This is a genomic window from Nocardioides sp. WJ219 (assembly GCF_058559815.1).
Map to the genome: position 1 here is coordinate 373,346 of NZ_JBZUJV010000002.1, position 23,662 is coordinate 397,007.

22 protein-coding genes are annotated in these 23,662 nt (G+C 74.2%); 12 read left to right on the top strand and 10 right to left on the bottom strand.

Annotation, left to right across the window (positions count from 1 at the left end):
• The first annotated feature begins 447 nt into the window (after window positions 1-447).
• Both AC4MBH_RS05830 and AC4MBH_RS05835 read left to right on the top strand, forming a co-directional pair.
• Window positions 448-1,266, top strand: a complete 819-nt coding sequence (locus tag AC4MBH_RS05830) for a DUF1028 domain-containing protein (protein ID WP_491793405.1) — start codon at window positions 448-450, stop codon at window positions 1,264-1,266.
• A complete protein-coding gene (locus AC4MBH_RS05835) occupies window positions 1,263-2,318 on the top strand; it encodes an FGGY family carbohydrate kinase (RefSeq protein ID WP_491793406.1) in 1,056 nt (351 codons plus the stop codon). The genes AC4MBH_RS05830 and AC4MBH_RS05835 overlap by 4 nt, the downstream gene beginning before the upstream one ends.
• Before the next feature lie 6 nt (window positions 2,319-2,324).
• Here AC4MBH_RS05835 and AC4MBH_RS05840 read toward each other — a convergent pair whose 3' ends face one another.
• Window positions 2,325-3,236 carry a hypothetical protein gene (locus AC4MBH_RS05840; RefSeq protein ID WP_491793407.1) on the bottom strand — a complete coding sequence of 304 codons (912 nt, stop codon included), beginning with the start codon at window positions 3,234-3,236 and terminating at the stop codon, window positions 2,325-2,327.
• Between the two features lie 75 nt (window positions 3,237-3,311).
• Between AC4MBH_RS05840 and AC4MBH_RS05845 the strand changes: the two genes are divergently transcribed.
• Window positions 3,312-4,586, top strand: coding sequence for a hypothetical protein (locus tag AC4MBH_RS05845; protein ID WP_491793408.1), 1,275 nt, complete (start codon window positions 3,312-3,314; stop codon window positions 4,584-4,586).
• A gap of 15 nt (window positions 4,587-4,601) precedes the next feature.
• Here AC4MBH_RS05845 and AC4MBH_RS05850 read toward each other — a convergent pair whose 3' ends face one another.
• Genes AC4MBH_RS05850 through AC4MBH_RS05865 form a run of 4 tightly spaced genes read right to left on the bottom strand, consistent with a single transcriptional unit; the run spans window position 4,602 to window position 7,675 of the window.
• Window positions 4,602-5,240, bottom strand: a complete 639-nt coding sequence (locus tag AC4MBH_RS05850; RefSeq protein WP_491794127.1) for a response regulator — start codon at window positions 5,238-5,240, stop codon at window positions 4,602-4,604.
• Window positions 5,241-5,262: 22 nt separating this feature from the next.
• Window positions 5,263-5,787: a flavin reductase family protein gene (locus AC4MBH_RS05855; protein WP_491793409.1), complete on the bottom strand. Its 525-nt coding sequence runs from the start codon at window positions 5,785-5,787 to the stop codon at window positions 5,263-5,265.
• On the bottom strand, window positions 5,784-6,866 hold the full coding sequence (gene macS / locus AC4MBH_RS05860; protein ID WP_491793410.1) for a MacS family sensor histidine kinase: 1,083 nt from the start codon (window positions 6,864-6,866) through the stop codon (window positions 5,784-5,786). Before macS ends, AC4MBH_RS05855 begins: the two co-directional genes overlap by 4 nt.
• A gap of 50 nt (window positions 6,867-6,916) precedes the next feature.
• Window positions 6,917-7,675, bottom strand: coding sequence for a lysophospholipid acyltransferase family protein (locus AC4MBH_RS05865; RefSeq protein WP_491793411.1), 759 nt, complete (start codon window positions 7,673-7,675; stop codon window positions 6,917-6,919).
• Window positions 7,676-7,946: 271 nt separating this feature from the next.
• Here AC4MBH_RS05865 and AC4MBH_RS05870 point away from each other — a divergent pair, with 271 nt between their 5' ends.
• Together AC4MBH_RS05870 and AC4MBH_RS05875 are read left to right on the top strand one after the other, a co-directional pair.
• Window positions 7,947-8,729 carry an alpha/beta hydrolase gene (locus tag AC4MBH_RS05870; protein WP_491793412.1) on the top strand — a complete coding sequence of 261 codons (783 nt, stop codon included), beginning with the start codon at window positions 7,947-7,949 and terminating at the stop codon, window positions 8,727-8,729.
• Between the two features lie 25 nt (window positions 8,730-8,754).
• Window positions 8,755-9,204, top strand: coding sequence for a hypothetical protein (locus AC4MBH_RS05875; RefSeq protein ID WP_491793413.1), 450 nt, complete (start codon window positions 8,755-8,757; stop codon window positions 9,202-9,204).
• On the opposite strand, the gene AC4MBH_RS05880 is transcribed toward AC4MBH_RS05875, so the two are convergent.
• The 5 genes from AC4MBH_RS05880 to AC4MBH_RS05900 are packed head-to-tail and all read right to left on the bottom strand — an operon-like array spanning window position 9,152 to window position 13,389.
• A complete protein-coding gene (locus AC4MBH_RS05880; RefSeq protein WP_491793414.1) occupies window positions 9,152-10,234 on the bottom strand; it encodes an ROK family protein in 1,083 nt (360 codons plus the stop codon). The two genes, AC4MBH_RS05875 and AC4MBH_RS05880, sit on opposite strands and share 53 nt — an antisense overlap.
• 1 nt (window position 10,235) lies before the next feature.
• A complete protein-coding gene (locus tag AC4MBH_RS05885) occupies window positions 10,236-11,189 on the bottom strand; it encodes an ROK family glucokinase (RefSeq protein ID WP_491793416.1) in 954 nt (317 codons plus the stop codon).
• A complete protein-coding gene (locus AC4MBH_RS05890; RefSeq protein ID WP_491793418.1) occupies window positions 11,182-11,703 on the bottom strand; it encodes a hypothetical protein in 522 nt (173 codons plus the stop codon). The genes AC4MBH_RS05885 and AC4MBH_RS05890 overlap by 8 nt, the downstream gene beginning before the upstream one ends.
• A 1-nt stretch (window position 11,704) precedes the next feature.
• Complete coding sequence (locus tag AC4MBH_RS05895) at window positions 11,705-12,907, bottom strand: ArsA family ATPase (RefSeq protein ID WP_491793420.1); 1,203 nt, start codon at window positions 12,905-12,907, stop codon at window positions 11,705-11,707.
• Window positions 12,908-12,939: 32 nt separating this feature from the next.
• Window positions 12,940-13,389, bottom strand: a complete 450-nt coding sequence (locus tag AC4MBH_RS05900) for an SRPBCC family protein (RefSeq protein ID WP_491793422.1) — start codon at window positions 13,387-13,389, stop codon at window positions 12,940-12,942.
• Window positions 13,390-13,529: 140 nt separating this feature from the next.
• Here AC4MBH_RS05900 and AC4MBH_RS05905 point away from each other — a divergent pair, with 140 nt between their 5' ends.
• From AC4MBH_RS05905 to AC4MBH_RS05935, 7 genes are all read left to right on the top strand, one after another.
• Window positions 13,530-15,365 (top strand): AMP-dependent synthetase/ligase, encoded by a 1,836-nt coding sequence (locus AC4MBH_RS05905; RefSeq protein ID WP_491793424.1) that lies wholly within the window; start codon window positions 13,530-13,532, stop codon window positions 15,363-15,365.
• Window positions 15,366-15,523: 158 nt separating this feature from the next.
• Window positions 15,524-16,390: an RcpC/CpaB family pilus assembly protein gene (locus tag AC4MBH_RS05910; RefSeq protein ID WP_491793426.1), complete on the top strand. Its 867-nt coding sequence runs from the start codon at window positions 15,524-15,526 to the stop codon at window positions 16,388-16,390.
• 4 nt (window positions 16,391-16,394) lie between these two features.
• Window positions 16,395-17,603, top strand: a complete 1,209-nt coding sequence (locus tag AC4MBH_RS05915) for a CpaE/TadZ family protein (protein WP_491793428.1) — start codon at window positions 16,395-16,397, stop codon at window positions 17,601-17,603.
• Window positions 17,600-19,225 (top strand): TadA family conjugal transfer-associated ATPase, encoded by a 1,626-nt coding sequence (locus AC4MBH_RS05920; RefSeq protein WP_491793430.1) that lies wholly within the window; start codon window positions 17,600-17,602, stop codon window positions 19,223-19,225. The genes AC4MBH_RS05915 and AC4MBH_RS05920 overlap by 4 nt, the downstream gene beginning before the upstream one ends.
• Window positions 19,225-21,147 carry a type II secretion system F family protein gene (locus AC4MBH_RS05925; RefSeq protein WP_491793432.1) on the top strand — a complete coding sequence of 641 codons (1,923 nt, stop codon included), beginning with the start codon at window positions 19,225-19,227 and terminating at the stop codon, window positions 21,145-21,147. Before AC4MBH_RS05920 ends, AC4MBH_RS05925 begins: the two co-directional genes overlap by 1 nt.
• Window position 21,148: 1 nt before the next feature.
• A complete protein-coding gene (locus AC4MBH_RS05930) occupies window positions 21,149-22,066 on the top strand; it encodes a type II secretion system F family protein (RefSeq protein WP_491793434.1) in 918 nt (305 codons plus the stop codon).
• A gap of 14 nt (window positions 22,067-22,080) precedes the next feature.
• Complete coding sequence (locus AC4MBH_RS05935; RefSeq protein WP_491793436.1) at window positions 22,081-23,607, top strand: sensor histidine kinase; 1,527 nt, start codon at window positions 22,081-22,083, stop codon at window positions 23,605-23,607.
• The last annotated feature ends 55 nt before the right edge of the window (window positions 23,608-23,662 follow it).

Below are 23,662 nucleotides of genomic sequence, written 5' to 3' on the forward strand. Positions count from 1 at the left end.
AGGACTCCGGCGCCGGCTCCTCGGCCTCGTTGGTCACCCGGGTCGCCGCCCGCGGCAGCACCCGCGGCAGCCGCAGCACGCACACCGCCCAGACCGCGCACAGCGCCAGGGGCCCGGCCCACGCGGCCGCGCCCCGCGGTCGAGCAGCGCGGCGTGCAGGAGCGGGGCCACCGGCTCGACAGGTTCCAGCCCAGCTGGACCAGGCCGATCATCACGGTGTCGACCACGAAGACGACACCCGGCACCCAGCCCGGCAGCCCGAGCAGGTCGGCGAAGTAGATGGGCATCGTGATGTTGAGCGTCATCTCGGTCGAGCGGCCGCCGTGGGCTCGCGCAGGTTGAGCGAGCGCGACCGAGGAACGAGGTCGCGCCAGCGAGTCGAGACCCGGCGGTGCGGACAGCACCGGGCCCCCCAGGACTGCCGTCGGACCTGACTACGCTCGCCGCATGACGTTCTCGATCGTGGCCCGCTCCGACGACGGCGAGTCGTGGGGGGTGGCGGTGGCGTCGAAGTTCCTCGCGGTCGGGTCGGTCGTGCCGGCCGCGGTCGCGCAGGTCGGCGCCCTGGCCACCCAGGCGAGCGCCAACGTGGCCTACAAGGGGCTCGCGCTGTCGCACCTCGACGAGGGCGCCACCGCCGCGATCGCGCTGCAGCGACTCCTCGAGGAGGACGACGGCCGCGACCACCGCCAGGTCGGCATCGTCGACGTCGACGGCGGCGCGGCGTCCCACACCGGCAGCGCGTGCATCGACTGGGCCGGGGGCAGCGTCGGCGACGGGTTCGCGGTGCAGGGCAACTGCCTGGCCGGCCCCGAGGTCGTCGAGGCGATGCGTCGGTCGTGGGAGGACGGGTCCGGTACGCCGTTCGCGCGCCGCCTGCTCGACGCGCTCGCCGCCGGCGACGACGCCGGTGGCGACAAGCGCGGACGCCAGTCGGCGGCGATCCTGGTCGTGCGCGACGGGGCCGGCTACGACGGCGGCGACGACATCGACGTCGACCTGCGCATCGACGACCACGCGGCCCCGGTGGGCGAGCTGGCCCGGCTCCTCGAGCTCAACGACCTCTACCTGGTCGCCTCGACCGAGGAGGAGAAGGTGGCCGTCGACGACGCGCTGCGCGCCGAGCTCGAGACGTTCGCCACCCGCGAGGGACACCCCGACTTCTCCACCTGGGTCGGCACCGAGAACTACGAGATGCGCGTCGCCGACGACCTCGCCTGGATCGACGAGCGGGTGCTCGACATCGTGCGGGGCACGTCGGCTTGAGCCTGCTGGCGCTCGCGGCCGGCCGCACCCGCGTCACCGCCCTGGTCGCCGACGAGCGCGGCGGCGTCGTGGCGTCCGCCCGGCGTCCGCTCCCCCTGCTGGAGCCGCGACCCGGCTGGATCGAGCACGTCCCCGAACAGCTGTGGCAGGCCACGCTCGAGGCCGCCCGCGAGGCGCTCACACAGGTCGGGCCCGACGCCGTCCGCGGCATCGGGGTGACCGCCCGGCACGGGACGCTGGTGCTCTGGGACCGCGACACCCTCGGGTCACCGCGCCCGGCGATCGCCTCCGGCGACCGGCGTACGACGCGGGGAGGCGTGGCCGCGTCGCTCGGCTGGGTGGCCGAGCACGAGCCGCACACCTGGGCGCTGGTCGAGGCCGACCGCTACGCCGTCGGCGGGGTCGAGTCCTACCTGCTGGCGCGGATGACCCGCGGCCTCGAGCACGCCACCGACGTCGCCAGCGCCGGGCGCACCGGGCTGCTCGACCTCGCCACCGGTGCCTGGAGCGCGGAGGCCTGCGCCCGGCACGGCGTGCCGGCCGAGGCGCTGCCCGAGCTGGTGCCGACCTGGGGGTCGCTGGCCGCCACCGAGCCGAGCACCTTCCTCGGCCTCGCGCTGCCGGTGACCGGCCTCGTCGACGACGCGGCGGCCGCGCTGGTCGGGCTGGGTTGCGTCGAGCCCGGCGACGCGCGGTGCCACCTCGGCGGGACGACGACGTACGACGCGCACACCGGGACGACGCCAGGCTTGCCGGCCTGGCGCTCCCCCGCGGGCCTGACGACGTACCTGCGTCGGGGGCCGCTCGAGCCCGGTCGGCTGCCGGCCGTGCTGCGCGTCGACGGCGCCGGGGCGGGCGACGACCGGTCGTGCCAGGCGCTGGCCGACCGGATCGGGGTCCGGGTGGAGCGGCCACGGGTCCTGGCGACCGGCGCGCTCGGGGCGGCCTGGCTGGCCGGCCTGGGCGCCGGGGTGTGGGAGTCCCCCGCCGACCTGAGGCACCTGGTGCGGGTGGAGCGGGCGTTCGTCCCCGGCGCCGGTTGGCAGGAGTAGGGACGGCTAGAGGCGGGCGAGAGCCTCGGCGGCCTCGTCACGCTGGTGAACCGCCTCGTCGAGGGTCTCCTTGGCCTCCTCGCGCACCGACTCGGCGTCGCCGAGCTCGTCGTCGACGTCGTCGTAGCGGTCCTCGAGCGCCGCGATCTTGCGCTTGAGCTCGTCGATCTCGGCCTCGATCTGCAGCTGCCGGGCGCGGAGCTCCTCGACCTCGCCGGCGGCCTCGTCGTACGCCGCGCGCGCCTCCTCGACCTCCGTGTCGGCCTCCTGCAGCCGCTCCTCGGCGGCCGCGCGGGCCTTGGCGTCGGCGTCCGGGTCGGGCACCACGGTCAGCGTGGGCGGCCCCGAGGGCCCCGAGGGCCCTGCGTCGCCGGCGTCGGCCGCCCGCGGCGTGGCGGTGAAGCCGAGCGCCTCCGGCACCGCGACGGCGGCCTCCACGTCGACGTCGTCGACGCCCGTGGTGGCGAGCGCCGCGACGAGGAGGCCGCTGCGCACCGCCGCGCCGCAGCGCTCGGAGATCATCGCGGCGGTCAGGGTGGCCTCCACCTGGTCGGCCACGGCCGGGGTCACCTTGACGCCCTCCTCGCGGGCGAGGGCGCGCGCCTGGGTGGTGATCGCCGCCGTGAGCTGGCGCCGCTGCTTGGTGAGCTCGCGCAGCTCGGCCCCGGACATGCCGGCCTGCGCCTCGCGCAGCGCGGCGCCGACCGAGAGCACCTGCTCGACCTGGGGGGCGTCCCGGCGGACGAACAGGTTGACGACCCACGCGGCCAGGGACGGCTTCTTGAGTGCCTTGACCGGCGCCGCGAGGTCGGTGCCCTTGAGCGCCTTGGCCCGGGCGTCCCGCGCCGGGGTGAAGTCGCCGAGCGGCAGCGCGTAGAGCTCGTCGGCGACCTCCAGCAGGTCGGGGTCGTCGCTCATGGCCGGTACGCCGTCGTCACGGCCACGACCCTAGGCCGTCGCGGGCGACGGGACGGAGCGCCGTAGGCTCTCGCGGTGCCCGAGGCCCCGCCCCTCCCCGACCTCACCGACGCCGACGTGCCGTCGGCCCTGCGCCTGCTCACGGCGTCGTCGGAGTCGCTGCGGCGCGATCCCGACGGGAGCCTGGCCTCACTGCGCCGTGACGTGCTCGCGGAGGTCGCCACGGCCGGCACCGACGAGCTGGGCGCGGCCCTCGCGGTCTGGCGGCGCCTCCTCGACGTCCTGGTGACGCCCGAGCACGCCGCGGCCCTCCCCGTGGCGCCGTTCCGCGGGCCCGACGGCGGGCCGTGGCACAGCGGCGCGCTGGGACTGCTGCCGACACGGGTGCTGGCCGCCGGGGACGCCCCGCTCCGCGAGGCCCTGGCCGGCGGCGCGCCCGTGGTGCCCGACATCGCCCAGCCGGTCGGCTGGTTCACCACCGAGACGGTGGGCGTGGTGGCCGCCGCCTGGGTCGAGCGGACCGTCGGCGGCCGCCGGTCGCGCCGGGACCTCGAGGCGCTCCTGCCCACGCTCGACGCGCGGCAGCGCATCGCGACGTGGTGGGGCCCGCTCCCGCTCGGCGAGGAGTGGCGGGTCGACATCGGCTGGTCGCCGCTGGTCGCCCTCGGGATGGACGACGACCGCCAGATCGAGCTCTTCGCCGCGGTCGGCTCACCGCTGTCCTACACGGCGCGCTACTCCTCCGCGCCCGTGGGCAGCCGCTCGCGCACCGTGGGCAGCACGAGCCGCAAGGGCCTCCGGGCGCAGCTGGTCCGGTCGCTGTGGCTCGGTGGGCTCGAGGGCGTGCTCCAGACCTGGACCGACCAGCTCGGCCACGACGTGGGTGGGCTGCCGGGCCCGCCCGAGGAGCGGCCGACGCTCGCCGTACCCCCGCAGCGCCTGACCGACCAGCCCCTCGCGACCGTGTCGCTGCGCCTGCGCTCGGGCCTGCGGCTCGGCGGCCTGCGCGGCGGGCGCGACCCGCTGCCCCGCGCGGGCAGCCCGCTGGTGACCGCCGAGGCCGACGCCGTCTCCCGCTCCGCACGCGTCGGCGACCACGTCCGGGTCGACGTCGACCTGCCGGCCAAGGACCTGCCCCCGATGGAGGACACCGTCGCCGGGGTGCTGCGGGTCTTCGCGCACCGTGTGCTCACCGACGTCCCCGACCTCACCGCGCACGCCCGGACGGTGCTCACCGCGTGGCGCGACCGCGGACCGGGTGCGTGGGGGACGCCGTCGTCGACGCTGGCGCAGGACGTCGACGACGCCGTCCGGTTCGCCCGGCAGCAGGGTCTCGAGCTCGAGGCCTGAGGTCGGGCGGGCGGGTCAGTCCTCGTCGAGCCCGCGCTCGATGGCGTAGCGGGTCAGCTCGACGCGGTTGTGCATCTGCAGCTTGCGCAGCGTGTTCTGCACGTGGTTCTGCACGGTGCGGTGGGAGAGCACGAGGCGCTCGGCGATCTGCTTGTACGACATCCCCTTGGCGACCATCTTGAGCACCTCGGTCTCGCGATCGGTGAGCTCGGGGTTGCCGGTGATCGCGGCGCCACCGCCGGGCTCGGAGAGCCGCCGGAACTCCCCCAGCACCAGCCCCGCCAGGCCGGGGGTGAAGACCGAGTCGCCGCGGGCGACGCGGCGCACGGCGTCGACCAGCTCGGCGCCGGAGGCCGACTTGACGAGGTAGCCGGTGGCCCCGGCCTTGACGGCCTCGAGGACGTCGTCCTGCTCCCCCGAGGCCGAGAGGATCAGCACCCGGGCGCCGGGGTCCTGCTGCAGGACCCGCTGGGTGACCTCGACGCCGTTGGGGCCGGGGATCTGCAGGTCGAGGACCACCACCTGGGGTCGAGCGGCCGGGAAGCGGGCGAGCGCCTGGTCGCCGTCGGCGGCCACGGCCACGACGTCGAGACCGGCGGCCTGGAGGTCGCGCTCGACGGCGTCGCGCCACATCGGGTGGTCGTCGACCACCATCACCCGGATCGGCTGCTCCGCGTCAGTCACCGGGCGACCCTAGCCGCAGGTAGCGGCCGCGGCGGTGGATCAGCGGGTCGTCGTCGTCGCCGACCCCGAGGTCGGTGACGCGTCCGGTCAGCAGCAGCGACCAGCCGACCTCGACGGCCGACTCGACCTCCACCGCGGCGTAGGACGTGGCGTCGGTCAGCCGCGGGCCGTCCGGCGTGGCCACGAAGTCGCCGAGCCGGAACGGACCGCCGGGCGCGGGGGTGACGCCGGCGAAGGCGTCGGCGAGGTCGCGGTGGCGCCACGACAGCAGGTGGACCACGGCGCGGCCGGTGGTCTCGACGACCTCGGCGAGGTCGGAGTCGGGGTCGACGAGCGCCAGCAGCCGGCCGGGCTCGCCGTGCGCCAGCAGCACCGAGCTCACCGTCAGCCCGGCCCACCCGCGCGGGCCGTCGCCCTCACCTGCGGTCCAGAGCGTGACGGCGCCGCCGAGCCGCCCGCGGAGGCGGCGTACGGGGTCGTCGTCGGTGGGGAACGGGTGCCCGGAGTGGATGGTCATCGTGGCACCACGATCTCCCACTCCGTGCCCAGCCCGCCCGTGGACAGCGTGGCGGTGCCGCCGAGGTCGGCGACCCGGCCCCGGATCGACTCCGCGACGCCGAGCCGGCCCTGCGCCGTGGCCTCCTCGAGGCGGCCCGCGGGGATGCCGGGACCGTCGTCGCGCACCGAGACCTCGACCCGGTCGGCGAACGCCTCGAGCAGCACCCAGGCGGGGGCGCCCTCGCCGACGTGGCGGGTGACGTTGTCGAGGCACGCCTCGACGACGGCGACGACCTCCGACGCGGTCGCGGCCGGCAGGTCGACCGTGCCGCCGGGGACGGCCACGTCGACGCCCGGGCGCTCGCGCAGCCGGGCGAGCGCGTCGGCCAGGTCGGCGCTGCCGCTGGCGGCGTCGTCGCGGATGGCGTCCTGGGACCGGATCAGCGTGCGCAGCCGTGACTCCTGCTGGCCGGCCAGGCGGGCCAGCTCCGCGCCGTCGCCGCCCAGCTCGGCGCCGCGGCGCTGCACGAGCGCCAGCACCTGAAGGACGCCGTCGTGGACGACCCGGCCCAGCCGGACCCGCTCGGCAGCGGCCGACGCCGCACGCTGGGCTTCGTCGCGCTCGGCGGCCATCTGCTGGAGCGAGCCGCACATGAACCCGACGATGGGCCCACCGATCATCAGCAGGAAGAAGTTGCCGTAGTTGGTCTGGGTGACCGGCTCGCGCAGGAACAGGTCGAGGCCGCCGATGAGGAGGGCGGCCACGAAGCCGCCCGGCGCGCGGAACCGGATGGCCCACGCGAGGAGCGCGCCCATCACCCAGAACCCCGGGACCGTGGCGTCGAACCACTCGCCCTTGACGACCGGCGTCAGGGCCAGCAGCGCCAGCACCAGCGCCAGGTCGGCGACCAGCAGGGCGACGCCGCGGCGTCCGGAGTCGGCGTAGGCCCAGGTGACGAACGCGGTCCAGGCGACCATCGCGGCGAGCATCAGGTAGCCCGCGGTGGGGTGGTCGAAGTTGTCGACCCCGCGGTAGAGCGCGAGGGCGACGGCGTTGACCAGGACCACCAGCCGCAGCACCGCCAGGGCCCGGAACAACCGGTCCTCGACGGCGACCGCCGCGCGGACCCCGCTCGCGCCGTAGCGGCTCAGGACGCCTTCTTCTGCTCGCTCGCCGACTCGGCCTTCGCCTTGGCCTCCGCCTCCGCCTCCAGGCGCTTGGACTCCTCCTTGGCCTGGTTGGCGTACTTGTCGACGTACTCCTGCCCGGAGAGCCGCATGATCTCGTACATGATCTCGTCGGTGATGGAGCGCAGGATGTAGCGGTCGTTCTCCATGCCCTCGTAGCGGGAGAAGTCCAGCGGCCGGCCGAAGCGCACCACCGGTCGGGTCAGCGACCCGAACGTCTTGCCCGGCGGCGCCACGATGTCGGTGCCGATGACCGCGCAGGGCACGACGGGCACGCCGGTCTCGAGGGCGAGCCGGGCCACCCCGGTCTTGCCGCGGTAGAGGCGGCCGTCGTGGGAGCGGGTGCCCTCGGGGTAGATGCCGAACAGGTGGCCCTCGCCGAGCACCTTCTTCGCCGACAGCAGCGCGCCGGAGGCAGCGTCACCGCTCGACCGGTCGATCGGCACCTGCCCGGCGCCGGAGAAGAACTGCTTCTGCAACCAGCCCTTGATGCCGGGGGTGGTGAAGTACTCCGCCTTGGCCACGAACGTGACCCGGCGCGGCAGCGTGAGCGGCATGAACAGCCAGTCGGCGTAGGAGAGGTGGTTGCAGGCGAGGATCGCCGGCCCCTCCTCGGGCACGTGCTCGACCCCGTCGGTCTGCGGACGGAACACCAGCTTCAGCAGCGGCCCGAGCGCGATCAGCTTGAGGAACCAGTAGAACAACGTGACACCTTCCACCGCACGACCGCACCGACGCTGTGCAGCGTAGTGCCTGCGGGCGCTCGCTCCTGAGTATCGATGCTCGATCTCACCGCACGAGGCCCGACCCGGCCACCGTGGCCCACCGACGGTGGTCGAGCCGCGGGGACGAAGTCACCGCGAGTCGAGACCCCCGCAGGGTGCATACCTTTCCGGGGTCTCGACTCGGGCTCGCTGGCGCTCGCCCGGCTCGACCACCGTTACCCACCATCGTCTTACGACGCCGCCGCCGTACGCCATGATCGGCGCCATGACGACCGACGACGCCCGCGAGCCCCTCAGCATCGAGGCCCGGCCCGGGCTGACCGGCGGGCGGCGGGTGGGGGTGCTGCTGACCCACGGGTTCACCGGCTCGCCGGTGTCGATCCGGCCGTGGGGCGAGGCGCTCGGCGCGCGGGGGTACGGCGTGGCGGTGCCGCGGCTGCCGGGGCACGGCACCGACTGGAAGGACCTCAACACCCGCCGCTGGGACGACTGGTACGGCGAGGTCGCCCGCACCTTCGACGGGCTCTGCCTCGAGCACGACGCGGTCGTCGTGGGCGGGCTGTCCATGGGTGGCTCGCTGGCGCTGCGCCTCGCCGAGGACCACCCCGACCGGGTCGCCGGCCTGGTGATGGTCAACCCCGCGCTCTCCTCCACGCGGCGCGACGTCAGGCTGCTGCCGGTGCTCAAGCACCTCGTGCCGTCGTTCCCGGCGATCGCCAACGACATCAAGAAGCCCGGGGTCGAGGAGGGCGCCTACCCCCGCACCCCGCTCAAGGCGATCCACTCCTTCATGCAGGCGTGGCCGACGCTGGTCGCCGACCTCGGACGGGTCACGTGCCCGGTGCTGCTGTTCCGCTCGGCCGAGGACCACGTCGTCGACCCCAGCACCGCGCCGATCCTCCTCGGCGGGATCTCCTCGACCGACGTCACCGACGTCACGCTCCACGACAGCTTCCACGTCGCCACGCTCGACCACGACGCCCCGGTGATCTTCGAGCAGAGCGCCGGTTTCGTGGCCCGGGTGACCGCGTCCGGGTTCGGTGCCTGACCCACCCCGGATTACGCTCGGTCCCGTGGCCACGGACGACGACGACACCTGGCGTGCGATCGTCGACAACTACGGCGACCGGGCCCAGCTCGACCCCGACGACGAGCCCACCGCGCCGCCCGCGCCGACCGCGCCGACCGTCCAGGCCCCCGAGTCCGACCCCGAGCCCGACGTGTGGACCGTCCGCCCCCAGCCGAGCTGGGACGACGCCTACCCCGACGCCGACTGGGAGTCCGACCGGTTCGTGCCGCCGCCCCCGCCGCCGCTGCCGACGACGACGCCCGACCGGATGGCCGCCTGGGCGGGCGTGTTCGGCTCGCCGGCGGTGCTCCTGGTCTGCCTGGTCCTCGGCATCGGCCTGCCCGAGCTGGTCGCCTACGCGCTCGTGCTGGCCTTCGTGGGCGGCTTCGTCTACCTGGTCTTCACGATGACCCGCGAGCCCCGCGACCCTGACGACGACGGCGCGGTGCTCTGACGCCTGCCCGGTAGTCGCCGGCCACCGCCCCCGCCCGCGGGGGTACGACGCCGCGCGCGGTCAGGGCGGCGCGGGCCGATCCCGACCACCGGGCCGCCCGGGCCAGCAGCGCGGCCCCGACGATCCCGGCCTCCGGGCCGAGCCGCGCGGCGACCAGGCGCGGGTGCCGGCGGTGCGCCGACCCGACCACGGTCCGCTCCAGGGCCGCGCGCGCCGGGTCGAGCAGCCGGTCGCCCGCCGCGGAGACACCGCCGCCGACCACCACGAGCTCCGGGTCGAGCGCCGAGGTCAGCGCCCCGACCCCGATGCCGAGCCAGTCGCCCACCGAGGCATAGGCCTGGCGCGCCACCAGGTCGCCCGCGTCGGCTGCGCTGGTGACCATCGGCCCGGTCAGCAGCTCGGGCCGGCCCGCGCACATGTCGGTGAGCATGGTCGGCTCGACGCCCATCCGCGACCGCGCGAGCCGGACCAGCGCGTTGCCCGAGCAGTACTGCTCCCAGCACCCCTGCATGCCGCACTCGCAGGTGCGGCCGTCGGGCACCAGCCGCATGTGCCCGAACTCCCCCGCCATGCCCTGCGCCCCGCGGACCACCTCCCCGCCGAGCACGTAGGCCCCGCCGATGCCGGTCCCGAGGGTGAGCACCAGGGCCGACGTCGCCCCGCGGGCGGCGCCGTAGACCGTCTCGGCGACGGCCGCGCAGTTGGCGTCGTTGTCGAGGGCCACCGGCGCCTCCCAGCGCCGGCTGAGCCGGTCGCGGACCTGGTCGCCGACCCACGGCAGGTGCGGGGCGAACATCACCCGCTCGCCGGTCGCGTCGACGAAGCCCGCCGCGGCCAGCCCGACGCCCGCGATCCGGCGTCCGGCGGCGACCTCGAGGACCGCCTCGGTCAGGGCGTCCTCGACGAGCCCCACGCTGACCCGGCGACCGGGCGTGGTGCGGCGGGCAGTGCGGACGACGGTGCCGGCGCGGGTGACCTCGCCGGCCAGCACCTTGGTCCCGCCGACGTCGACGCCGACGTACAGGACCATCTCAGCGGCGGGCCAGGTCGGCCGCGCCGATCACGCCCGCCCGGTTGCCGAGGGAGGCCGTGCGGATCTCGAGCACGGGCCGGTGGCCGCGGCCGGTCAGCTGCTGCAGGAACGCCGCGCGCACCGGGTCGAGGAGCAGGTCGCCAGCCTCGCTGACGCCGCCGCCGATGACGACGACCGCCGGGTCGAGCACCGCGGTCAGCGAGGCGATCGCCTCGCCGAGCCAGGTGCCGAGCTCGGCGACCCGGGCCGCCGCGAACGCGTCGCCCTCCGCCGCGGCGCGGGTGATCATCGGACCGTCGATGGCGGCGGCATCGCCGCCGGCGCGCTCGAGGAGCGCGGCGGCCTCCGGCGTGTGCGCCAGGGCACGGGTCTCGCGGACCAGGGCCGAGCCGCTGCCGTACTGCTCGAGGCACCCGAGGTTGCCGCAGCCGCACTGGCGCCCGCCCGGCACGACCCGGAGGTGCCCGATCTCGGCGGCCGCCCCGAACGCGCCGCGGAACAGGGCGCCGTCGCTGACGATGCCGCCACCGACGCCGGTGCCGACGGTGACCATGAGCATGTCGTCGGCGTCCATGGCGGCGCCGAAGGCGAACTCGCCCCACGCGGCAGCGTTGGCGTCGTTCTCGACCACGACCGGCAGGTCGACGCGGGCCTGGATCTCGGTGCGGAGGTCCTCGTCGCGCCAGGCGATGTTGGGCGCGAACATCACCCGTGCCCGGTCGGCGTCGACGTAGCCCGCGGCGCCGATGCCGACGGCGGTGAGCTCGTGCCGCGCGGCGAGGTCGGTCACCAGCTGCGCGATCGCGTCCTCGACGGCGTCGGCGTCGGCGGCCGGCGACACGACGCGGTGCTCGTCGACGACGGTCCCGTCGACGTCGACGACCGCGCCGGCGATCTTCGTGCCGCCGACGTCGATCCCGCAGGTCAGTCCTCCGGCGGAGGCCTCAGTCATCGTCGTCCCCTTCGAGGTCGATCTTCTGTACGTGGGTGGACGCGGCGTCCGGCCGTCCGCCACCGCTGCCCGGGGGCGGCACCGTGGCCAGCACCGCTGCGACGGCCTGGAGCAAGGACGACGCCGCGCTGGCCAGGTGGGCCTTGACCTCGGGGTTGGCCGAGCGGACGGCGTGGACGGTACGGCAGACCGGGCACCAGGTGCACTCGGGCGTCCCGGTGGCGAGACGCTCCTCGCTGCCGTGCAGTGCGTCCGCGGCGTGGCCGGCGAGCCCGGACAGGCCGGCACCGAGCCCGGCACCGAGCCCGGCGCCCATCCCGGCGCCCGGTCCCGCCCCGGTCTCGTCGCCGGTGTCGCGCGCCCACTCCGACAGGGCGCCCAGCAGCTTGGCGGCCTCCTCGCCGACGCTGCCGACCCCGCCGACCCCGCCGACGTCGCCGGCGGCGCCGTCAGCCGGACCGCCGCCGGGTGCGTCGTCGGGTGCGGGCTCGTGCGGGTCGTGGGGCTCGGTCATCTCATCGCTCCTGTCCTGCGGTCGCCGGGGCGGCCTCATCGGCCGGGTCGTGGAACCGCACCCGCAGCCACCCGTCGCGCACCGCGGCGCCCGCCACGGCCAACCTGAGGAACCCGGTGGGCAGCGTCAGCAGCCGACGGTAGGACCCCACCGTGATCACCAGCTCGTCGTGGTGCCGCGCGAGGTCGACCTCGGCCCGGCGCGCGTGGGGCAGCGCGAGGTGCAGCTCGGCACCCGCGGTGGTGCGGACGACCCGGAACGGCCCGGGGCCGGTCGGTGCCGCGAGCGGGTCGCTGCCGGCGTACAGGTCGCCGGCGAGGGCGGCCAGGGCGTCGACGCCGACCGGCTCGACGGCGCGGTACTCCGAGCGCCACACCGGCAGGCCGGCGAAGGACTCCTGCACCTCGGTGAGCACGGCGTCCTGGGCCACCACCCAACGGGCGCGCCAGGCGTCGGCGTCGTCGGCGGGGAAGATCCGGTTGGCCACGACGCCGTCGACGCGGTAGCCGAAGAGCGACAGGCTCGTGTAGCTGCGGCGGGCCTCGGCGAGGACGACCTGCTCGGGCGTCAGCACGATCCGCACGCTGGCGTCGGGACCCGACAGCAGGGCGTGCACCTCGCCGAGCTCGGCGTGCAGCCGCTCGACGGCCTCGAAGACGCTGCCGCCGGGCATCGGGACACCGGCTGCGCGCGACAGCACCGGCCGCAGCGCCTTGACCACTCGCTGCTGGGTCGGGAAGACGCGCTGCATGTACCAGCCCAGCGCCTCGGGGAGGGCGAGCAGCCGCAGGGTCTCGGCGGTCGGGGCGCAGTCGACGACGATCACGTCCCACTCCCCCGACAGCGCGTGCAGCCGCAGCTCGAGCAGTGCCAGCACCTCCTCGGCGCCCGGGATGACGGTGAGCTCCTCGGCCGCGACGGGGTCGACCCCGGCGACGTCGAGCACCGAGAGCAGGTAGCCCTGGACCTCCGCCCACGACTGCTCGAACCGCAGCTGGGCGTCGACCTGCTGCACGAACAGCCGCGGCGCGACCTCGGTCGGCTCGGACCCGACCGTCATCCCGAAGGCGTCGCCGAGGGAGTGCGCCGCGTCGGTCGACAGCACGAGGGTGCGGTGGCCGGCGGCCGCGGCGAGCGACGCCGTACCGGCGGCCACGGTGGACTTGCCGACGCCCCCCTTGCCGGTGAACAGGACGATGCGCACGGGACGGCAGGGCTCGGAGGTGGGGTGGGCGGTCAGGACAACGACTCGACGCGCTGCTTGAGGCCCTTCAGCGCGGTGTCGATGAGGATCTTCTCGCCCTTGCGCTTGATCATCCCGATCATCGGGATCGAGACGTCGAGGGCCAGCCGGTAGGTGACCTCGGTGCGGCTGGCGCCCAGGTCCTGGAGCACGTATGCGCCGTCGAGGGCCTTGAGCATCTTGCCCTCGGCGAGGGTCCAGGTGACCTGGCGGTCGCCGTCCCACTGGTAGGCCAGCGTGTACTCGTCCTTGACCGGCGAGACGTCGAGGGCGAAGAACACCTCGCGGGCCCGGCCCTCCTGCTCCTTGCCGAAGGAGGAGCGCACCTCGGCCACCTTCACGCCCTTGGCCCAGACCGGGTAGGCGGCGAAGTCGGCGATGACGTCCATCACCGCGGCGGGGGCCGCGTCGACCACGATCGACGAGGTGGTCTGCTCGGGCATGGTGACCTCTCTCGCGTGGGACCGGGGCTCGCTGGAGGCTACTAGATGGGCTCGCCGACGGGCTGCGGCGGCCGCCGGGTCCCGCGTCCGCCGAGGGCTGCGCGCGGACCGGTCGAGGGGACGGCGGTAGCGTTCCACGGGTGCGTGAGTACTCGACACCGCTGACGGTCGACCTGCCCACCACCGGCAACCTCACCGACGACGTCGTCCGCAACGCCGCCGAGGCACCCGACACAGTCGTGCTGTCGCGCCGTACGTCGGACGCCGGCGGGTGGGACGACGTCACGGCCGCGGCGTTCCTGGCCGAGGTCCGCGCGGCGGCCAGGGGGCTGGTGGCGGCCGGGATCGAGCCCGGCGACCGCGTCGCCCTGGTGTCGCGGACCCGGTGGGAGTGGACGCTGCTCGACTACGCGATCTGGTTCGCGGGCGCCGTCACCGTGCCGGTCTACGAGAGCTCCTCGACCGAGCAGGTCGAGTGGATCCTGCGCGACTCCGGCGCCACCGCCGTCGTCGCCGAGACCCGCGACCACCTCGCCCGGATCTCCACCGTGCGCTCGGGGCTCGACGACCTCCACCACGTGTGGGTCATCGACGACAACGCCGTCGACGTGCTCGGCCGGCTGGGGGCCGACGTCGCCGACGACCTGCTCGAGCAGCGTCGTACGGCGGTCGGCCCGGGCGACCTGGCCACCCTGATCTACACCTCCGGCACCACCGGCCGCCCCAAGGGCTGCATGCTCACCCACGGCAACTTCATGGCCGAGCTCGGCGTCGCGGTCCACGAGCTCGACGCCCTGTTCGCCGCCGGCGAGGACGGCCGGCAGCCCTCGACCGTGCTGTTCCTCCCGCTGGCCCACGTGTTCGCGCGGATCATCCAGATCGGCGCGATCAAGGCGCGGGTGCGGCTCGGCCACACCTCCGACATGCGCCACCTGGTGCCCGCGCTGCAGGAGTTCTCCCCCACGTTCGTGCTGGCGGTGCCGCGCGTGTTCGAGAAGGTCTTCAACACCGCCTCGCAGCGGGCCACCGCCGACGGGCGCGGCCGGATCTTCGACCGGGCCGCCGACACCGCCATCGCGTGGTCGCGCGGCCTCGACGGCCCCAAGGGCCGCGCCTCGCTCGCCGTCCGCACCCGGCACGCGGTGTTCGACCGGCTCGTCTACGGCCAGCTGCGCGAGGCCCTCGGCGGGTCCTGCACGTACGCCGTCTCGGGAGGCGCGCCACTCGGCGAGCGCCTCGGGCACTTCTTCCGCGGGGTCGGCGTCGTCGTCCTCGAGGGCTACGGCCTCACCGAGACCACGGCGGCGCTCACGGTCAACCTGCCGGACGCCCACCGGGTCGGCACCGTCGGTCGCCCGCTGCCCGGCACGGCGGTCCGCGTCGCCGACGACGGCGAGCTGCTGTTCCGCGGCCGCCAGGTCTTCGGCGGCTACTGGCACGACGAGGACGCCACCGCCGAGGCGCTCGCCGACGGCTGGTTCCACAGCGGCGACGTCGGCGAGGTCGACGACGAGGGCTTCGTCCGGGTCACCGGACGCAAGAAGGAGATCCTGGTGACCGCCGGCGGCAAGAACGTCGCCCCGGCCGTGCTGGAGGACCGTCTCCGGGCGCACGCGCTGGTCAGCCAGGCCCTCGTGGTCGGCGACCGGCAGCCGTTCATCGCGGCCCTGGTCACCCTCGACGCCGACGCCCTGCCGCTGTGGGCCGAGGCGCACGGCAAGACGACCAGGAGCGGGCGCGGTGGCCGGGGCGACCTGATCTCCGAGCTCGCCACCGACCCCGACCTCCTCGCCGCGATCCAGGACGCGGTCGACGAGGCCAACACCGCCGTGTCCAAGGCCGAGTCGATCCGCAAGTTCCGGGTGCTGACGACCGACTGGACCGAGGAGGACGGGCAGCTCACCCCGAGCCTGAAGCTCCGCCGCAACGTCGTGCTGCGCCAGCACAAGGACGAGATCGCCGCGCTCTACCTGTAGTCACCCGTCGTCGCCGGTGGTCAGCGGCACGGAACGGGGCACCGGGCTCGCGAGTTGTCGCCATTCGCTACCCACGAGCCGCACGGGGCCTATGGTGAGCCTGAGACTTGACCGACCGAGGGATCAGTGGCGCCCGCGGCACGAAGGAGGCCCCGGCTGTGGACCGACGCAAGATCCTGCTGGTGGTGGCCGTCCTGGTGGCCGCGCTGGGGGCCGCCCTGGTCTTCGTCTACGCCGAGGGCGCCGCCGACCGGGCGGACGACGTGCGCAGCGAGCGGCGGCTGGTCGCCACCCAGCTGATCCTGCCCGGCGAGTCGGCGGCCGACGCCGCCGCCTCCGGCAAGCTGCTGTCCGAGGAGATCCCCGAGGACCAGGTCCTCGAGGACTCCACCAACGCCGGCGAGGACTTCACCGACACCGTGGCCCTGACCACCATCTACCCCGGCGAGCAGCTCCTCACCTCCAAGTTCGGCACCATCGCCGACATCGAGGGCCGCCCCACGCTGCCGATCCCCGACGGCAAGGGCGCGGTCACGTTCGAGCTGACCGAGGAGCAGAAGGTCGGCTCGTTCGCCCAGCCCGGCTCCCACGTCGCGGTGTACATCACGCAGCCGTTCGACGAGAGCCTGCTCAGCCCCGAGGAACAGGAGCTCGGCAAGCAGACCGGGGTCGTCTACGCCGCGCCGGCGTGCCTGGTCGAGGACGACCTGCTCGTGCTCGGCGTCGGATCCACCTCGGTCAGCAACCCCCCGCCGACGTCGGAGGGCGAGTCCGCCAACGCCCAGGGCGAGATCGTGGAGACCACGCTGATGACGGTGGCCGTCGACGCCAAGCAGGCCGCCGCGCTGATCGGCCTCAGCGACGCGCGCAACGAGGACGGCGAGGAGACCAGCCTGCGTTTCGTGCTGCGCAACGACGAGTCGCGGCTGCGCCCGACCCAGGTCTGCGCCGCCAAGCTCGACCGCTTCACGGCCGGCCTCGAGCTCGCGGGCGGCGACGGCGCGAACGAGGAAACGAACGGCTGACCCGATGCCCGTCCTCGTCGAACCCGACCCCCCCACCGTCGCCGCGCTCCTCCAGGCGATGCCGCCCGGTTCCCACGGCGTCCACACCCCCGACCGGATGATGGCCTGGGTCGACCAGCACCCCGGCGAGTACGTCGCCGTGCTCGGTCCCGGCCTCGCGCTCGAGACGGCCCTGCGCATCTGCGAGGACCTGCGGACCTCGCGGCCGACGGTGAGCGTGGTGCTGGTGGTCCAGGCCCTCGACACCCCGCTGCTGGCCCGCGCCATGAAGGCGGGGGCCCGCGACGTCGTCCAGGCCGACGACACCGGGGCCATCGGTGCCGCCGTCCGGCAGGCGCACGAGCTGTTCGAGGCGCTGCGCGGCCCCGGCGGCGCCAAGCAGGTCGGCCGGGTCGTCACCGTGTTCTCGCCCAAGGGCGGCGTCGGCAAGACGACGATGGCAGTCAACCTGGCCCTCGCCCTGACCGACGGCGGCGCCCGCAAGGTGTGCCTGGTCGACCTCGACCTCGCGTTCGGCGACGTCGCCATCACGATGCAGCTCTTCCCCACCCACTCCATCGAGCAGGCCATCGGCTCGGAGGACACCCTCGACGGGCCCATGCTCGACGGACTCCTGACCCGGCACCAGGACTCCCTGATGGTCCTGGCCGCGCCGCCGCACCCCGACGTCCGCGACCGGGTGACGCCGGTCCTCATCTCGCGCGTCCTGCGCACCCTGCGGGAGGGCTTCGACTACGTCGTGGTCGACACCGCGCCGAGCTTCGACGACCAGGTGCTCACCGCGCTCGACGAGACCGACGAGTGCATCATCATCGCGACGCTCGACGTCCCGACGCTCAAGAACGTCAAGGTGGCCCTGGAGACGCTGGAGATGCTGAACATCGCCTCGGGGCACCGCCACCTGTTGCTCAACCGGGCCGACGACGCGGTCGGCATCAGCGCCGACAAGGTCGAGGCCATCCTCGGCATGACGGTGACCACGAAGGTCGCCACCTCGGTCGACGTGGCGGCGGCGACCAACGCCGGCACCCCGATCGTCGCCCACGCCCCGCGGCACGCCTCCAGCAGCGCGATCCGCTCGCTCGCCGCCGTGCTCACCGGTCAACCGGTCCCGCCGCCGCTGCCGGTCAACGGTGAGCGCGTCGCCGCGGCGTCCGGCCAGGACACCCGGCAGCGCGGGCTCTTCGGCCGCAGGAAGGGCGCCGGCCGGTGAGCACGCTCTCGGAGCGGCTCGCCGCCGCGCGGCGGGCGGCCGACCGGCCCGACTCCCCCGACAGCGCCACCGACGGCGGCCCCGACGGCGGCCCCGAGCCCTCGTCTCCCCCGGCGAACGGCGCCGCCGTCCCGGACCCGCTCACCGACCCGCTCACCGGCCCGCTCCCCGGCACCCCCACCGCGGCGGAGCCCGCAGGAACCCCGGCGTCTACGTCGCCCCCACCGGCCTCCGCGGCGAGTGCGTCGGCCCAGGCGCAGGCGGCCCTGCTGACCAAGGCCCCGTCGTCGCGGACGTCGGGGCCGGCCCGGGCCGAGGGCGGCCGTCGTACCTTCGCCGCGGGGCAGAGCGACCGCCTGGAAGAGCTCAAGAGCAGCGTCCACGTCGAGCTGCTCAAGCAGCTCGGGCCCCACCTCTACGACGCCGACATGGACCAGAACGAGCTCGACCAGCGGGTCCGTGGCGTGCTCTCCGACGTCCTGGGGTCGCAGGACCGGCCGCTGAGCACCAGCGACCGGGCGCGGGTCACCCAGGAGATCAGCGACGACATCCTCGGCTACGGCCCCATCGAGCCCTACCTGCGCGACCCCGAGGTCTCCGAGGTGATGGTCAACAGCCACGCCCGGATCTACCTGGAGAAGCAGGGCCGGCTCGTCCCGGCCGACGCCCAGTTCACCGACGAGGCCCACCTGCGGCGGATCATCGACAAGATCGTGTCCCGCATCGGCCGCCGGGTCGACGAGTCCAGCCCGATGGTCGACGCGCGCCTGCCCGACGGCAGCCGGGTCAACGCCGTGGTGCCGCCGCTGGCGATCGACGGGTCCTCGCTGACGATCCGCAAGTTCTCCGCCGACCCGCTCACCGTCAACGACCTGATCAACTTCGGGTCGCTGACCCCGCAGACGGCCGACTTCCTCGAGGCCTGCGTCCGCGGCCGCCTCAACATCATCGTCTCCGGCGGCACCGGCTCCGGGAAGACGACCACCCTCAACGTGCTGTCGTCCTACATCCCCTCCGACGAGCGGATCGTGACGATCGAGGACGCCGCCGAGCTGCAGCTCAAGCAGGACCACGTCGTCCGGCTCGAGTCCCGCCCGGCCAACATCGAGGGCAAGGGCGCGGTCACGATCCGCGACCTGGTCCGCAACAGCCTCCGCATGCGCCCCGACCGGATCATCGTCGGCGAGGTCCGCGACGCCTCGGCGCTCGACATGCTGCAGGCGATGAACACCGGCCACGACGGGTCGATCTGCACCCTGCACTCCAACAGCCCCCGCGACACGCTCGCCCGCATGGAGACGATGGTGCTGATGGCCGGCATGGACCTGCCGATGCGCGCCATCCGCGAGCAGGTCGCCTCGGCCGTCGACCTCGTCGTCCACCAGACGCGGTTCAAGGACGGGTCGCGCCGCGTCACCCACCTCACCGAGGTGGAGCGGATGGAGGGCGACCGCATCGCCCTGCAGGACGTCTTCGTCCTCGACAGCAGCGCCGGCTTCGACGCCGACGGGCACCACCTGGGTCGGCTGCGCTCGACCGGCCTGCGACCGAAGTTCCTGGAGAAGATGGCGCGCGCCAACGTGCGCGTGGACCCGATCCTCTTCGCCGCGGACCGGATCTGATGACGTCCCTCGTCCGACGCGGGTTCGCCCTCGCCGCCGTCGCGACGATGGTCGTGCTCGGCACGGCCACCAGCGCGTCGGCCGTCGACGGTGTGATCGTCAACGTCGAGCGCGGCGGGCCGGGCCTGCAGGTCTCGGTCGACGTCCCGGCCGACGTCGAGGTCGACCTGGAGGGCGTCACCGCCGCCGTCGACGGCGAGGACCGCCCGGCGACGGCCGACCGGATCACCGACAGCTCGCGCGTGGAGCGCACGACGGTGCTCGCGATCGACACGAGCAACTCGATGGCCGGCGCCCGGTTCGCGGCGGCCCAGCTCGCCGCCACCACGTTCCTGCAGACCGTGCCCGACGACGTCGCCGTCGGCATCCTCACCTTTGACTCCGACGTCACCGTCGAGCTCGAGCCGACCACCGACCGCGATGCGGCCCGCGAGGTCGTCGCCGACCTCGAGCTGAGCCGGGAGACGCTGCTCTACGACGGCGTCGTCGAGGCCGTCGACCTGGCCGGCACCGAGGGACAACGATCGGTGCTGGTGCTGTCGGACGGTGCCGACACCAGCGACACGTCGCTGACCGACGTCACCGCCGCGATCGACGCCTCCGAGGGGGTCGTCGTCGACGTGGTGGCGCTCGAGCAGGGCGGGGAGGCCCTCGCGGCCCTGACCACGATCGCCGGCGAGACCGGGGAGGTCATCCCCTCCGACAGCGGCGCCCTGGCCGGCATCTTCTCCGCCGAGGCCGAGGTGCTGGCGCGCCAGGTGGCGGTGAGCGTCGAGGTCCCCTCCGACGTCGCCGCGCGTCAGCTCTCCCTCACGGTCACCCTGCCGTCGTCGGTCGGCGACATCGTGGCCGAGACGACGGTCACCGCGGTCCAGAGCACCGACTCCGGGGACGACGCGCTCGGCGCCATCCCCGGCACCGACGCCCCCGACGCGAGCGGCGGCGCGCCCGGGTGGCTCATCTACGCCGGCGTGGCCGTCTTCGGGGTGGGGCTCCTGCTCGCCCTCCTGCTGCTCGTGCCGGCCGGGCCGGTGGCCATGAGCGCCGAGCAGCGTGTCAGCACCTACACCGCCGCCACCTTCAGCGGCAGCCCCGCGGCCAAGGAGGTACCCGACACCCCGCTGACCCAGCAGGCCAGCGACGTCCTCGCCGGCGTCCTGAAGCACAACCAGGACTTCGACGACCGCGTCGCCCGACGGCTGGAGGCCGCGGGCAGTGAGCTGAGGTCGGCCGAGTGGCTGCTCGTCCACGCCGCCGTGTTCGTGGGGGTCACCGTCGTCGGTCTGCTGCTCGGCCGCGGCGACGTCGTCGTCGGCCTGATCTTCATGGTGCTGGGCGTGGTCGGCCCCTGGATCTACCTGGGGCTGCGCGCGAGCCGGCGGCGCAAGGCGTTCGACGCCGGCCTCCCCGAGACGCTGCAGCTGATGTCGGGCTCGCTGTCGGCCGGCCTGTCACTGATGCAGTCGGTCGACACGGTCGCCCGCGAGGGCACCGACCCGGTGGCCTCGGCGTTCTCGCGCGTCCTGGTCGAGACCCGGATCGGCGTGTCGCTCGAGGACGCGCTCGACAGCGTCGCCGACCGCTTCGACAGCCGTGACTTCCGCTGGGTCGTGATGGCGATCCGGATCCAGCGCCAGGTGGGCGGCAACCTCGCCGAGCTGCTCAACACCGTCGCCGACACCATGCGCGAGCGGGAGTACGTGCGGCGTCAGGTCGCGGCCCTCGCCGCCGAGGGGAAGCTGTCCGCCATCATCCTGGGCGCGCTGCCGCCGGTGTTCCTGCTCTACCTGCTGGTCGGGCAGGGCGACTACGTCGAGCCGCTGTTCACCGACCCCCGAGGCATCATCATGATCACCGCTGCCACCCTGTGGCTCGGGGTCGGCGTCTTCTGGATGAGCAAGCTGGTCAAGGTGGAGGTCTGAGGTGGTCCTCGTCTTCGTGCTGGGCGTCGTCCTGGTGCTGGTGGCCATCGGCCTGGCCGCCCTCGCCCTCGGCGGTGGGCCGAGAGCCGGGGTGACCCGGTCCCTGGCGGTGCTCGAGCAGATGACCTCGGCACCCACCGAGCTCGCCCGGGAGATCGACCGCCCCTTCGCCGAGCGCGTCCTGCAGCCCCTGCAGGCACGGCTGCTCACGCTGGGCCGACGGCTCAGCGGCTCCGACAGCGCCGAGCGGCTCCGCCGCAGGCTCGACTACGCCGGCAACCCCCGCGACTGGAGCGCCGACCGCGTGATCTCGGTCAAGGTGCTCGGGGCGATCGCGATGTTCGCCGTCGGCTTCGCGGTCGGCCTGGTCCTCGGCGTCAGCGCGCCGATCGTGCTGCTGGCGGCGCTCGGCGGCCTCACGCTGGGGTTCTTCGGGCCCGACCTCTACCTCTACCAGGCGGCGTACAACCGGTCCGAGCAGCTGGAGCGGGAGCTGCCCGACGCGATCGACCTGCTCACCATCTCGGTCGAGTCGGGTCTGGGCTTCGACGCCGCCTGCCAGCAGGTCGCCCGCAACACCCAGGGACCGCTGTCGGAGGAGTTCGCCCGGATGCTGGCCGAGATGCAGATCGGGCAGACCCGGTCCGCCGCCCTGCGCGGGATGGCCGAGCGCACCAACGTGCCCGACCTGAAGTCCTTCGTCGGCGCCATGGTGCAGGCCGACAGCTTCGGCATCCCGATCAGCAACGTGCTCCGGGTCCAGTCCAAGGAGATCCGGGTCAAGCGGCGCCAGCGTGCCGAGGCCAAGGCGCAGCAGGTCCCGGTCAAGATCACCGTGCCGCTGATCTTCTGCATCCTCCCCTGCCTGTTCGTCGCGGTGATGGGTCCTGCCGCCCTCCAGATCATGGACAACCTCTGACCACCGGGCCGGCCATGACGATCCCGCAGCGCACGCTCCGGATCACCGTCGGTGCCCGACTCTTCGCCTTGGTCGCGATCGCCGTCCCGGTCCTCTACGACCGTGACCGCGTCGCGCTGGTCGCGATGGTCGGGGTCGCCGGAGCCTGGCTGGTCGCCAGCCTGACCGAGCGCCAGCCCGCGTTGCGCAACGTCTCGCCCGTGGCCGCGGCGGCGCTGACCGGTGCGCTGTGCGGCCTCACGATCGACCAGTCGGAGACCATCCTGCTCGCGCTCGCCCTCCCGCCGTTCGTCGCCGGGGTGATCCGCGGGACGCTCGGCGCGCTGCTGGCCATCAGCGCCGAGCTGGTGACCGTCGTGGTGATGGCCCTGGCCGTCGAGCAGCACCTGAGCACCGATCAGACCTTTGCGATCTTCACCTGGTGCATGGCCGGGCTGGGCCTCGGGCTGATCGGCAGCTTCGTGCACTCCGGTCTCGACTCCGAGGTCGACGAGCTGGCGCCGTACCTCGCCGCCCAGCGCCTGATCCGCGAGCTGCTCGTCCTCTCCGACGACCTCAGCTCCGGCCTCGACGTGACCTCCCTCGCCGGCTCGGTGGTGGGTGACGTGGGCGACCGGCTGCCCACGGTGGGCGTGGCGGTCTACGTGCCGCGCGGGGAGGCGCTGGTCCCCCTGGTCTCACGCTCCGTCGACGACCCGCGCGCCCTCGACGCCGCCGAGGAGCTCGCCGTCGAGTCGTGGTCGCGCGCCGCGCCGATCGTGCACGACGGCGCCTTCGCGTTCCCGATCGGTGAGTCGGCCGTGGTGGCCGGGCTCCTCTCGACGGCGGCCGACCTCGAGACGACCGAGGTCGAGCGCTCCATCCTCGACCTGTCACGGCTGCTGCGGGCCAAGTCGGTCCAGCTCGACACCGCGCTGCTCTTCTCCGACTTCCGCGACGCCGCCTCGGCCGACGTCCGGTCCCGGTTGGCCCGCGAGATGCACGACGGGATCGCCCAGGACATCGCCTCGTTGGGCTACCTCGTCGACGCCCTGGCCGCGCGCCCGACCGACGAGAAGCAGGCCAAGGCGTTCACGCTGCTCCGCGACCGGATCACCAAGATCGTCGCGGAGGTCCGCCAGTCCGTGCTGACGCTGCGCACCAGCATCGGCGAGGCGGCGAGCCTGGGCGCCGCGATCAGCACCGTGGCCCGCCACCTCAGCGAGTCGTCCCGGGTGCCCATCCAGGTGACCCTCGACGAGCACTCCACCCGGCTGCGTCCCGAGGTGGAGGCGGAGCTCTTCCGGATCGCCCAGGAGGCGATGAACAACGCGATCAAGCACGCCGAGTGCTCGACGATCGAGGTCAACTGCCACGTCCACGCCCCGGCTGCGCTGATCACGGTGGCCGACGACGGCCGCGGGATGCAACAGGCCCGCAGCGACTCGCACGGCCTGAAGATCATGCGCGAGCGCGCCCGGCTGATCGGTGCCGACCTGTCCATCGACCCCAACCCCGGCGGCGGTCTCGTGGTCGCCGTCCGCCTCCCCGGCCAGGCGTGACCGGGCCCCGGGTCGGGCAGCCCTTCCACCTGCGCCCCTGGACTGGAAGAGTTGT